15 protein-coding genes and 1 pseudogene are annotated in these 11,267 nt (G+C 71.0%); 10 read left to right on the top strand and 6 right to left on the bottom strand.

The annotated features are described in order from the left end of the window. Positions 1 to 193 precede the first annotated feature (193 nt). Positions 194 to 799 carry an alpha-ketoglutarate-dependent dioxygenase AlkB gene (locus K344_RS0116825; RefSeq protein ID WP_043114871.1) on the top strand — a complete coding sequence of 202 codons (606 nt, stop codon included), beginning with the start codon at positions 194 to 196 and terminating at the stop codon, positions 797 to 799. On the opposite strand, the gene K344_RS0116820 is transcribed toward K344_RS0116825, so the two are convergent. Together K344_RS0116820 and K344_RS0116815 are read right to left on the bottom strand one after the other, a co-directional pair. After that, the gene (locus K344_RS0116820; RefSeq protein ID WP_084197558.1) at positions 791 to 1,477 is read right to left on the bottom strand and encodes an acetoacetate decarboxylase family protein; all 687 of its coding nucleotides are present in this window, start codon (positions 1,475 to 1,477) and stop codon (positions 791 to 793) included. The genes K344_RS0116825 and K344_RS0116820 overlap by 9 nt on opposite strands. Before the next feature lie 2 nt (positions 1,478 to 1,479). Next, entirely contained in the window at positions 1,480 to 3,159 is a 1,680-nt protein-coding gene (locus K344_RS0116815) for a Na+/H+ antiporter (protein WP_028081649.1), read from the bottom strand. 352 nt (positions 3,160 to 3,511) lie between these two features. Here K344_RS0116815 and K344_RS22215 point away from each other — a divergent pair, with 352 nt between their 5' ends. The 3 genes from K344_RS22215 to K344_RS0116800 are packed head-to-tail and all read left to right on the top strand — an operon-like array spanning position 3,512 to position 6,077. Continuing rightward, entirely contained in the window at positions 3,512 to 4,168 is a 657-nt protein-coding gene (locus K344_RS22215) for a cation efflux transmembrane domain-containing protein (protein WP_051362336.1), read from the top strand. After that, a complete protein-coding gene (locus K344_RS0116805; RefSeq protein ID WP_028081648.1) occupies positions 4,165 to 4,620 on the top strand; it encodes a metallophosphoesterase family protein in 456 nt (151 codons plus the stop codon). Before K344_RS22215 ends, K344_RS0116805 begins: the two co-directional genes overlap by 4 nt. Positions 4,621 to 4,646: 26 nt before the next feature. Further along, positions 4,647 to 6,077 (top strand): M20 family metallopeptidase, encoded by a 1,431-nt coding sequence (locus K344_RS0116800; RefSeq protein WP_028081647.1) that lies wholly within the window; start codon positions 4,647 to 4,649, stop codon positions 6,075 to 6,077. Positions 6,078 to 6,105: 28 nt separating this feature from the next. Here the strand turns inward: K344_RS0116800 and K344_RS0116795 are convergent, their stop codons facing one another. Beyond that, positions 6,106 to 6,474, bottom strand: coding sequence for a hypothetical protein (locus tag K344_RS0116795; RefSeq protein WP_028081646.1), 369 nt, complete (start codon positions 6,472 to 6,474; stop codon positions 6,106 to 6,108). A 191-nt stretch (positions 6,475 to 6,665) separates the two neighbouring features. Between K344_RS0116795 and K344_RS0116790 the strand changes: the two genes are divergently transcribed. Next, positions 6,666 to 6,896, top strand: coding sequence for a helix-turn-helix domain-containing protein (locus tag K344_RS0116790; protein WP_028081645.1), 231 nt, complete (start codon positions 6,666 to 6,668; stop codon positions 6,894 to 6,896). A gap of 111 nt (positions 6,897 to 7,007) precedes the next feature. Continuing rightward, positions 7,008 to 7,631 carry a hypothetical protein gene (locus K344_RS0116785; protein ID WP_028081644.1) on the top strand — a complete coding sequence of 208 codons (624 nt, stop codon included), beginning with the start codon at positions 7,008 to 7,010 and terminating at the stop codon, positions 7,629 to 7,631. Here K344_RS0116785 and K344_RS0116780 read toward each other — a convergent pair whose 3' ends face one another. Continuing rightward, positions 7,632 to 8,333 carry a glutathione S-transferase N-terminal domain-containing protein gene (locus K344_RS0116780; protein ID WP_028081643.1) on the bottom strand — a complete coding sequence of 234 codons (702 nt, stop codon included), beginning with the start codon at positions 8,331 to 8,333 and terminating at the stop codon, positions 7,632 to 7,634. Between the two features lie 131 nt (positions 8,334 to 8,464). Here K344_RS0116780 and K344_RS0116775 point away from each other — a divergent pair, with 131 nt between their 5' ends. Continuing rightward, positions 8,465 to 8,785, top strand: a complete 321-nt coding sequence (locus tag K344_RS0116775) for a hypothetical protein (protein ID WP_157623058.1) — start codon at positions 8,465 to 8,467, stop codon at positions 8,783 to 8,785. Here K344_RS0116775 and K344_RS0116770 read toward each other — a convergent pair whose 3' ends face one another. After that, complete coding sequence (locus tag K344_RS0116770) at positions 8,786 to 9,067, bottom strand: hypothetical protein (protein WP_028081641.1); 282 nt, start codon at positions 9,065 to 9,067, stop codon at positions 8,786 to 8,788. A 297-nt stretch (positions 9,068 to 9,364) separates the two neighbouring features. Here K344_RS0116770 and K344_RS22210 point away from each other — a divergent pair, with 297 nt between their 5' ends. Then, positions 9,365 to 9,847: an Hsp20 family protein gene (locus K344_RS22210; protein ID WP_051362335.1), complete on the top strand. Its 483-nt coding sequence runs from the start codon at positions 9,365 to 9,367 to the stop codon at positions 9,845 to 9,847. A gap of 206 nt (positions 9,848 to 10,053) precedes the next feature. Beyond that, positions 10,054 to 10,513: pseudogene (locus K344_RS25045) on the top strand ((2Fe-2S)-binding protein). Between the two features lie 124 nt (positions 10,514 to 10,637). On the opposite strand, the gene K344_RS24210 reads toward K344_RS25045, so the two are convergent. Next, entirely contained in the window at positions 10,638 to 10,781 is a 144-nt protein-coding gene (locus tag K344_RS24210) for a hypothetical protein (protein ID WP_157623056.1), read from the bottom strand. A gap of 116 nt (positions 10,782 to 10,897) precedes the next feature. Between K344_RS24210 and K344_RS22200 the strand changes: the two genes are divergently transcribed. After that, positions 10,898 to 11,263: an NTP transferase domain-containing protein gene (locus K344_RS22200; RefSeq protein ID WP_051362334.1), complete on the top strand. Its 366-nt coding sequence runs from the start codon at positions 10,898 to 10,900 to the stop codon at positions 11,261 to 11,263. The last annotated feature ends 4 nt before the right edge of the window (positions 11,264 to 11,267 follow it).

The following is an 11,267-nucleotide window of genomic DNA, read 5'->3' as shown; positions in this document are numbered from 1 at the left end:
CGACTCCCCTCCGCCCGCTTGCGGGGGGAGGGGCCGGGGGAGGTGGGCGGTCGCGACGCGCGCTGCGCGACCAAGCGCCCCACCTCACCCAACCCTCTCCGCCCCAGGGCGGAGAGGGCTCAAGCCGGAAGGCTCGCGTGGCGCGGGCGGCTCGGAATTCGAGCCTGTGGCGGTGGTCCAATGCGGTATGTCCATGTCACCGTCACAGGCCGGGCTGTTCGAACCGGCCGAACTGCTGATCCGCGACGATGCCGAAGGCGGCATCCGCTACTTTCCCGGCTTCGTGCCGCCGGCGCTCGCGGAGCGCTGGTTCGTGTCGCTGCGCGAGGGCGTCGACTGGCGCCGCGAGCGGCGCCAGATGTACGAGCGCGAGGTCGACGTGCCGCGTCTCGTCGCCCGTTACGCGCTCGCCGATGCGCAGCTGCCGGATGCGCTGCGCGAACTCGCCGCATGCGTCGCGGCGCGCGTGGCGGCGCCGTTCAACAGCATCGGCCTCAATCATTACCGCGACGGCGCCGACAGCGTCGCCCTGCACCACGACAAGCTGCACGAGCTGGTGCCGGGCCAGCCGATCGCGCTGGTCTCGCTCGGCGCTGCGCGACGCATGGAGATCCGCACGGCCGGCCGCGCGGTCGCGACACCGCGCCGGCGCTGGCCGCTCGTGCTCGAAGCCGGCAGCCTGCTGCTCATGAGCCATCGTTCGCAGCTCGAAACCGAGCACGGCATTCCGAAGACGCGCGAGCCGGTCGGCGCGCGCATCAGCGTCGCGCTGCGCGTGCGGCCACGCGGCTCAGCGTAGCGGCGTGATCCGCGCCACCGGGAATTGCATGCGGAACCGCGGCAGCTGGACGGCGAACAGCGGCTCGCCGCGTGCGAGATCGGGAAAGTGCCGCGCGTCGAACCACCAGTCGCGCACCCGCGCGAAGCGCAGGCGGCCGCTGGCGCTCGGCGCGTAGCGATAGATCCGGCCGTCGTGCAGCTGCGCGAGCGTGCGCAGGCGCCGCGGCACCCAGTGCGCCGGCGCCGGCAGCGTCGGGCCGCGCGCCGACAGCGTCAGGCGGGCGAAGGGCTCGCCGTCGCGCGTGCTGACCGCGATGCGGTCGACGCCGTCCTCGCCGTAGCGCACGTCGAAGCGCGCGCAATCCTTGGGGATGCCCCAGTTGCGCTCGCCGTTGATCACCGATGCCCAGCTGGAAACGAAGATGCGCGTGATCGAGCGCAGGCGGTACGGGCCGATGCGCAGCTTGCCCGGGATGTACAGCAGCTCGTGATAGGGGCCGACGTCGCTCTTCGCGTAGTCGACGAACATCAGCGTGGCGACGCGGCCGCGACCGGCGCGGACCAGGCCCGGCGCGATGAAGCTGCCGTGCGCGAGCACGTCTTCGGGCAGACGGACCTGCACGATGTAGCCGCTGCCCTCGAGCCACCACGGCGGCGGCGCGAGCGGCACGTGCGCGGGTCGCTGCGTCGCCGTCATCGTCATGCCTCCGCGCGCCGGCCGCGCAGGCGCAGCGCCGACTCGCGCACGTCGAGCTCGTAGAGCAGATCGTTGTACACGGTGTCGTTGATGGCTTCGACGCGATGCAGGCGCGTCAGTTCGCGGCGCTCGGCGTCGATGCCGACGAGGCGCAGTTCGAGCTCGGCACGGCCGCGCGCGGCGACGCTCTGCGGTGTGTCCTGGTCCTCGCGCAGGCCGTGGATGCGCAGCTCGTAGTTGGCGATCAGGCGCGCTGCGGCATCGCTGGCCGGCGCGGCGCCGTCGGCATCGCCGCGCTGCGCGTCGAGCCGGCGCGCCGCCTCGCCGACCGCGGCGATCGCCGCCTCGCAGGCGTGCAGGCGTGCGTTGCGTTCTTCCTCGGCTTCGGGATCGTCCTCCACGGTGATGCCGCGCAGCAGCAGCGGCAGGCCGATGGCGGCGACCAGCAGCGAGATGAGGATCACCGTGGTCGCCAGGAAGATCATCAGATTGCGGCCGGTGAACGGCGTGCCGTCGTCGAGCACGAACGGCACCGACAGCACGCCGGCCAGGGTGATGGCGCCGCGCACGCCGGCCAGGCCGGTCGCCAAGAACAGCCGCCGCCGGCGCGGCAGCGGGCGCAGGTGCGGCGCGTCGTCGCCGCGCCAGATCGCGTAGAGCCGCGTCACGTGCAGCAGCAGCCAGACCCAGACCAGGCGCGCGAGGACCAGCGCCGCGGCGATCGCCAGCGCGTAGGCGATCAGCCGCATCGGCCCGGCCAGGCCGTGGTCCTGGTACGAGTATTCGAGCCCCTTGCCGACGATGTCCGGCAGCTGCAGGCCGAGCAGCACGAAGATCACGCCGTTGAGCACGTACTCGATCATCGACCAAATGTGCGTCGAGGCGATGCGCGTCTGCGCGCCGGGGTCGCGCTGCGCGCTCTTCAGGTTCAGCGCCATGCCGGCGGCGACCGCGGCGAGGATGCCGGACACGCCGAGCTCCTCGGCCATCAGGTACGCCGCGAACGGCAGCAGCAGCACCATGGCGATCGAGCCCTGCGCCTCGACGCGGTTCCAGCCCGCCAGCCATTGCTGAAAGGCGCCGAGCGCCCAGCCGAGCAGCGCGCCGATGCCGAGCCCGCCGGCGGCGACCACGGCGAACGACACCGAGGCCTGCGTCAGCGAGAACGCGCCGGTGACGGCGGCGGCGATCGCGAAGTTGAAGGCGGTGAGGCCGGAGGCGTCGTTCATCAGCGCCTCGCCTTCCAGCGTGTACATCAGCTGCTTGGGAATGCCGGCGCGGCCGGCGAGCGCCGAGACGGCGACCGCGTCGGTCGGCGACAGCACCGCGGCGAGCGCGAAGCAGGCGGCCAGCGGCAGCGCCGGGATCATCCAGTGCACGAGATAGCCGACCGCGACGACGGTGAACAGCACCAGGCCGAAGGCGAGCGCCAGGATGCGCTCGCGCAGGCGGAAGAATTCGCGCTTGGGCATGCGCCAGCCGTCGGCGAACAGGAGCGGCGGCACGAACAGCAGCATGAACAGGTGCGGCTCGAGATCGACGTGCAGACCGAAGTCCGGCACGCTGATCGCCGCGCCGAGGGCGATCTGCGTGAGCGGCAGCGGCAGGCGCGTGACGCGCACGAGGATCGCCGACACGGCGACGCAGAGCAGCAGGGCGAGGACGAGGATGGCGGCGTTCATCGGCGAACGTGAGAGCGAAAGCGCGGACGATGCGGGCCGCATGATGGCCCAGTCCTGAACGCGGAGCCATGCGCGGCGCGGCACGCATGAGGAATCCCACCGTACTGGCGCGCGCGCGGACCCACTACGATGGCGGCCTGCCAGCGCCGGGAGCCGTGATGATCGCCGCGCAGGTCCGTACCGCCGCCGCCCTCGCCTTCGCCGGTTTCGCCGCGACGGCTGCCGCGCAGAGCGCGCCGTCGCTGCAGACCACGGCTGAACCCGTAGCCGGTGCTGCGCGTCGACGGCTGACGCGACTTGACCTTCATGCCGATCCGCGGTGTCCAATAGGGCGAGACCGGAGAGTTTTTTCATGTCGACCTGCTGTTCCGATTCGGCCTGCGGCGCCCCGGCGTCGGGCATCTCGCCGCGCCTGCGGCGCACGCTGTGGATCGCGCTGGCGGCGAACCTCGCGATGTTCGGCGTCGAGCTGGGCGCCGGCTGGGGCGCTCACTCCGTGTCGCTGCTCGCCGACGCCGTCGATTTCTTCGGCGACGCCGCCACCTACGGCCTGTCGCTCGCCGTGCTGTCGATGGCCGCCGTCTGGCGCTCGCGCGCGGCGCTGCTCAAGGGCGCGTCGATGGGCGTTTACGGCGTCTACGTGCTGGCGCAGGCCGCCTGGAATGCCTGGACCGGCAGCGCGCCGCAGGCGATGACCATGGGCGCGGTCGCGGCGCTGGCGCTCGCGGTCAACGTGGCGGTGGCGCTCATGCTCTACGCCTTCCGCGACGGCGACGCCAACCTGCGCTCGGTGTGGCTGTGCTCGCGCAACGACGCCATCGGCAACCTCGCCGTGATGCTCGCCGCGCTCGGCGTGTTCGGCACGCACAGCGCCTGGCCGGATCTCGCCGTCGCCGCGATCATGGCGGCGCTCGGCCTGACGGCGGCGCGCAGCGTGCTGCGTCATGCCGCGCGGGAACTGCGCGCGGCCGCCGGCGCGGGGCTGCACGCCGCGGGTAGCCGCCGATGAACATCGGCCTGATCTCCGACACGCACGGCCTGCTGCGCCCCGAGGCGGTCGAGGCGCTGCGCGGCTGCGAGCTGATCGTGCACGCCGGCGACATCGGCGCGCCGGAGGTGCTCGACGGCCTGCGCGCGCTGGCGCCCGTGGTCGCCGTGCGCGGCAACAACGACGGCGACGCCTGGGCGCAGGCCGTGCCGGAAACGCGGACCTTCGCCGCCGGCCCGCTGCGCCTGCATCTGCTGCACGATCTCAAGCTGCTCGATCTCGATCCGCGCGCCGCGCAGATCGCCGCCGTGGTCAGCGGTCACTCGCATCGTCCGCGCATCTACGTGCGCGACGGCGTCAGCTACATCAACCCCGGCAGCGCCGGCCCGCGCCGCTTCAGCCTGCCGGTGTCGCTGGCGCTCGCCGAGATCGACGGCGGCGCGATCCGCGCGCGCATCGTCGAACTGCTCTGAAGCGGCCCCACTCGAACACCACACTCATGAACACACAGAAACTCGCCCGCTTCGTCGACGCTCTCTGGGAAGACGAGATCGTCGCCCGGCTCACCGACTACATCCGCATCCCGAACAAGAGCCCCATGTTCGATCCGCAGTGGGTCGAGCACGGTTACATGGACGATGCTGTCAAGCTGATGGAGACCTGGGCGCGCGGCAAGCTGCCGGCGCTCGGCGGCGCCACGCTCGAAGTCGTGCGCCTGCCGGGCCGCACGCCGCTGATCTACATCGACGTGCCGGCGGCGAACGGCGGCTCGAACGACGACTGCGTGCTGCTCTACGGCCACCTCGACAAGCAGCCGGAAATGACCGGCTGGGCCGAAGGCTACGGGCCGTGGACGCCGCGCCGCGAGGGCGACAAGCTCTACGGCCGCGGCGGCGCCGACGACGGCTATGCGATCTTCGGTTCGCTGGCCGCGCTGCTCGCGCTGCGCGAGCAGGGCCTGCCGCAGGCGCGCTGCGTGGTGATGATCGAAGCCTGCGAGGAATCGGGCAGTTACGATCTGCCGTTCTACGTCGACCATCTGGCGCCGCGCATCGGCAGCCCGACGCTGGTCATCTGTCTCGACTCCGGCTGCGGCAATTACGAGCAGCTGTGGCTGACCACCAGCCTGCGCGGTCTCACCGGCGGCAATCTGCGCGTGCAGGTGTTGACCGAGGGCGTGCACTCCGGCGACGCATCCGGCGTCGTCGCCTCGAGCTTCCGCATCCTGCGCCAGCTGCTGTCGCGGCTCGAGGACGAGAGCAGCGGCCAGATCAAGCCGAGCGATTTCCACGTCGACATTCCCGCGCAGCGCATCGAACAGGCCAGGGCCGTATCGAAGACGCTCGGCAACGATGTGTTCGACAAGTTCCCGTTCGTCGACGGCATGCGGCCGGTGAGCGACGATCTCACCGAGCTGGTGCTGAACCGCACCTGGCGCCCGCAGCTCGCGGTGACTGGCGTCGACGGTCTGCCGCCGCTGGCCAGCGCCGGCAACGTGCTGCGCCCGTTCACCGCCGTGAAGCTGTCGCTGCGCATTCCGCCGACGCTCGACGGCAACAAGGCCGGCGCCGCGCTGAAGAAGCTGCTCGAAGAGAATCCGCCCTACGGCGCCAGGGTCACGCTCGACCTGGAGAAGGCCGGCAGCGGCTGGAACGCGCCGCAGCTGTCGAAGTGGCTCGAAGACGCCGTCGCCGCGGCTTCGCAGGCCTATTTCGGCCGGCCGCCGGCGTACATGGGCGAAGGCGGCTCGATCCCCTTCATGGGCATGCTCGGCGAGAAATTTCCGAAGGCGCAGTTCCTCATCACCGGCGTGCTCGGCCCGCATTCCAACGCGCACGGCCCGAACGAGTTCCTGCACATTCCGATGGGCAAGCGCGTGACGATGGTGGTCGCCGACGTCGTCGCGCGGCACGCGCAGCCGCGCGGCTGAGTCCGCCGGTTGCGGACGATCGGCGCTGTCAGCCGGTCTGCGGCCATTCCGCGAAGTGTTGCGCCCACTTCGACCAGTGCCGCGCGACTTCCGCTGCCACCGCGCGCTGCGTTCGATAAAGCGATGCGTGTTCGGCGAGCAGATTCCAGCGCTCGCCGTCGTGCATCAAGCGTCCGATATGCCGCGCGGCGGCCGCGAGATCGGCTGCCCGCAACGGACGTTCTTCATCGATCAAGGCCTGCGCCAGCAGTCGTGAGAGGCACTGTCCGTCGTGCAGGCAGTCCTCGGCGCGGCGGCGCGCGCCCCGCTCGATCACACGCAGCCTCGATTCCGAAAGCCGGGCAAGCCCCGCATCACCGAGAACCTTCGGGCCGTTGCCCTGCATGGCGCTGAACATAACATCGAGCGAAGTCTCGTCGACATCGGCTATCCCCGGTTCCGGGACACTGAACCCATCGCGCTCTCCGTGCCTCTCTTGTCCACCGGGTGTCATGGGGCATCCTCGCCGACGTACACACAAATGATACTTTTAAGTAGTCTACCTATAAATATGTAGAGCGAGAAGTGTCATCGACCTACCTTGCGTCGATGAAACCGACGTTCGAACAGGCTCTCGGAAATGCGCTACGGCGTCGGCGTGTCGCGCTCGGCTACAGCCAGGAGACGTTCGCGGACGAGATTTCGATGCATCGCACGTACTACAGCGCGATCGAGCGCGGCGAGAAGAACCTGCAGATCGACACCCTGCGGCGCGTCTGCACGGGCTTGCAGGTGCCGGCCTGGCAAGTCCTGCGCGAGGCCGACGCGGAAAGCGCCTGAGGCGCGGCCGGCGAGCGGGCGCTACGGCGTCGGCCCGGCGCCGGCGCGATCGCGGCGATGCTCATGGAGCGTTCCTGGCGCCATGCCGGCGTAACATCAGGCGACAATGCCATGAAGCCTCCGACCCTGTTCCACGCGGTTCCCGGCCTGCTCGCCGGACTGCTATTACTGCTCGCCGGCACCGCGCTCGCCGCGTCGGCCGCCACGGACGCGCAGCGCGTGCCGGTGCCGCTGACGGCATCGGCGCGCGACGCCGTCGGCCGGCTCGCCTGCGACCGCTACCGGCAGCCGGCCGAAGACGTCGGACCCGCCTTCCGCCGGGCCGACGAGGCGCAGACCGCGCGCGTCGTCCACGTGAGCGTGCTGTGCGCGCCGCATGCCAGCGTCGCCGGCCTGCCGAGCCGCTATCGGGTGAACTGTCAGCGCCGCGACGCGCAGTGGCAATGCCAGGAAGGACGCGAAGTGCTGACCGTGCGCACGGCCTTCGGCGAGGTCGCCGTCGAACCGGGCTCCTATTCGCGCGAACAGGCGATCCAGGCGGTGCGCGCGGCGGCGGCCTCGAACCGTTACCAGGCGCAGGTCCGCGAAGCGCTGGCGAGCGGCTGCGGCCTGTATGTCGATGTCACGGCGCGCATGGACGAGGTCGTCGACCTGTCCTGCAACAGCGGCCACAGCTTCCTGATCTCGTTCTGGTGCCCGCGCGGCGACTGCCCGCGCCTGCTTACAATGCGCTAGCTAGGCGGGAATCTTCAGCCCGCGCTGCACCGCCGGCCGCGCCACGAAGGCGTCGAGCACACGCCGCACGTTGCCGAACTGCGCGAAGCCGACCAGCTCGCCGGCGCCGTAGAAGCCGATGAGATTGCGCACCCAGGGAAAGGTGGCGATGTCGGCGATCGTGTAGTCCTCGCCCATGATCCAGGCGCGGCCTTCGAGCTGCTGGTCGAGAACGCGCAGCAGGCGCTGGCTCTCGGCGACGTAGCGGTCGCGCGGACGCTTGTCCTCGTAGTCCCTGCCGGCGAACTTGTGGAAGAAGCCCAGCTGCCCGAACATCGGGCCGATGCCGGACATCTGGAACATCAGCCACTGCAGCGTCTCGTAGCGCGCGGCGCCGTCGCGCGCCATGAAGCGGCCGGTCTTGTCGGCGAGGTAGACCAGGATGGCGCCGGACTCGAACAGCCGCAGCGGCGCGCCGCCCGGCCCGTCGGGATCGATGATCGCCGGAATCTTGTTGTTCGGGTTCAGCGCCAGGAAGGCCGGCGAGAGCTGGTCATTGCTGCCGAAGTCGACCTTGTGCGCCTCGTAAGGCAGGCCGCATTCCTCGAGCATGATGGAGACCTTGACGCCGTTCGGCGTCGCCAGGGAATAGAGCTGCAGGCGCTCGGGGTGTTGCGCCGGCCACTTGGCGGCGATCGGATGCGTGAGGCGGGCGGTGGGCATCGGCGGGCGTCTTGGCGCGGCGTCGGCGCGGGGCGCGCGTAGGCCGTATGGGAAGTCGCGCTAAAGTAGCCGCGGGGAGAAGCGCCGACAAGCCGCACGTGGCGCACGGCAAAAGACCAGGGAGAGGCGCCATGAGAGTCACGACGGCCTTGCTCATCGCATCGGCGGGAACCGTGCTGGCCCTGCATGCCGGCGATGCGCGCGCCGCGCACCTGCGCCGCGCCCTGCAGTCCGACAAGGCGCTGTCGATGGTCGGCGTCAGGCCGAACGCGACCCCCGTGGTCAGCGATGCCGGCGATGTGCTCGACGGCGAGTTCAAGAACGCCGCGACCATGGGTGCGCAGACCGCCGGCCGTCCGGCCCCGGCGATCTTCGGCGGCACCTTCGCCACCAGCCGCCTCGCCGGCCCAGCCCTGCCAGCTCACGGCGGCCGGCATCACGCCGATGGCTGATCAGCGCCCCGCGCCGCTCGGGCGGCGACCAAGCTCCCGGCGCAGCGCGTGTCGGCCGGCGACGCCGGCGTGAAAACGCGCATCGAGACCCCGAAGCGGCCCGTCCTTGGCGATCTCGACGGCCGGCGGCCGCGCGCCGGGGCCTGGCGGGCCGCCGAAGCGCTCAGTAATTCGGCTTGCGGACATCGAAACGACGGCGTCGCCGATGTCGGCGAACCGGGCGGCCGCGGTGCTCGGGACGGAATAGAGGACGTCCTGGCGAAGCTCCTTCGGCAGGATCATGGCATGCGCAGCGTCAACGCCGGCGCGGCGCCGACGCCGACGCCGACGGCCGAGCATCGCGCGTCGAGCACGTGCTGCTGGCGCTCGGGCTCAAGGCCGGGGAAGCCGAGGCGGTCGCGCGCGACGCGCGGCCGGCCGGGCGGCGGCGGCCCGCGCCACGGCCGGCCGCAAGACCCGGGGCGGCGCGGCGCAACCGCCCTCTTGAAAGCCCGCGGCGCGCTCCCAGATTCGGGAGCACCGGGGTGCCGATGTCCGGGCCCCGGAATCCGTAACTACGCTCTCAGGAGGTTGTTCACCATGAGTACTCTGACTTTCGCTCCGCTGTTCCGCTCCTCGATCGGCTTCGACCGCTTCAGCGATCTGTTCGAGACCGCCCTGCGCAACGACGTGGGCAGCTCGTATCCGCCGTACAACGTCGAGAAGCATGGCGCCGATGACTACCGCATCGTCGTCGCCGCCGCCGGCCTCGCCGAAGGCGACATCGACATCCAGGTCGAAAAGGATGTGCTGACCATCAGCAGCGGCCGCCGCGAAGGCGCCGGCGAAAACGTGCAGTACCTGCACCAGGGCATCGCGCAGCGCGCGTTCAAGCTGTCCTTCCGTCTGGCCGACAACATCGAGGTGCGTGGCGCCTCGCTGAAGAACGGCCTGCTCAGCGTCGACCTCGTGCGGCGTGTGCCGGAGGCCGACAAGCCGCGTCGCATCACGATCGGCGGCGCCGAGCCGCTGACGCGGCCGGCGGCCAACGCCGCGGTGACCGCGACGCAGAGCGCCGCGTAAGCAGCGCCGAGGCCGGCAGCAAAAAAAGAGGGCGCCCGCGGGCGCCCTCTTTCTTTGCGCGCGCCGTTCAGCGCAGGCCGGCCTGGTCGAGACCGCAGGCCTGTCGAGCGGACCCGGCACGCCGCGCAACTGCAATGGTTATGCCTGACGCCTGCCCGACGGCCCGGGCGCCACCAGCCAACCTGCAAGGACGACGGGAGAGCCGCATGATCACCTTCAAGGTCAACGGGGAGACCCGTCAGGTCGACGCCGATCCGCAGACGCCGCTGCTCTGGGTGCTGCGCGACGATCTCGGCCTCACCGGCACCAAGTACGGCTGCGGCATCGCGCAGTGCGGCGCCCTGCACGGTGCACTTCGAGGGCGCGCCGATGCGCTCCTGCTCGCTGCCGGTCGCCGCCGCGGCGGGCAAGAACATCACCACGATCGAAGGCCTGAAGTCGAAGGCCGCGCAGGCGGTGCAGAAAGCCTGGGTCGAACTCGACGTCGTGCAGTGCGGCTACTGCCAGTCCGGACAGATCATGTCGGCGGTCGCGCTGCTCGAGCACAACAGCAAGCCGAGCGATGCCGACATCGACGGCGCCATGGCCGGCAACATCTGCCGCTGCGCCACCTACCAGCGCATCCGTGCGGCGATCCACGCCGCCTCGGCCGACCTCGGCGCCTAAGGAGAACGACCATGATGCGCATGCTCGATGCCGACGCGGTCGCCGAATTCCTCGCCGCCGAAGACGCCGCGCCGCCGGCCGCCGACAGCCCGCAGGGCTGCAGCCGCCGCGGCTTCCTCAAATCCTAGCTCGCCGCCGGCTTCGTGCTCGCGGTGCAGCTGCCGCCGGCAAGGAAAGCCTTCGCCGCCGACGGCACGCTGACGCCGAACGTGTTCGTGCCGAATGCCTTCATCCGCATCGCGCCCGACAACACGGTGACGTTCGTCATCATGCATTTCGAGATGGGCCAAGGCGCGACCACCGGCCTGACGACGATCCTCGCAACCGGCCGATCGCCTGGCAGCACGCCATCGTCGGCCAATCGATCATCGCGCCGACGCCGACATGCCGGCGCTGCGCGCGCCGCTGCTGCGTCGCCTCTGCGCCGCCTACCGCCGCGGCGACGAGGCCGTGCTGCCGGTCGTCAACGGACAGCGCGGCAATCCGGCCCTGCTCGGCCGGCCGCTGTTCACGCGCGTGCTCGCCGAGCTGCGCGGCGACCAGGGCGCGCGCCGGCTGATCGCACAGGCGTCGCGCGTGCGCGAGGTGCGCGGCGACGCCGGCTGCCGGCGCGACATCGACACGCGCCGGCAGTGGGCGCTGAAGCCGGCCGCGCAAACCCGCCAGGGCCTGTCGCCGCGTCGCGCCGGCCGGCCACGTTCAGCGCCGCGTCCGGAACCATCTGCGAGCGTGCGCATTCGAAGCGGATGACTCA

Source organism: Solimonas soli DSM 21787 (genome assembly GCF_000474945.1).
In the GTDB taxonomy this organism is placed as follows: domain Bacteria; phylum Pseudomonadota; class Gammaproteobacteria; order Nevskiales; family Nevskiaceae; genus Solimonas; species Solimonas soli.
The sequence above is the reverse complement of the archived record's forward strand: the minus strand, read 5'-3'. Positions and strand labels throughout refer to the sequence as shown.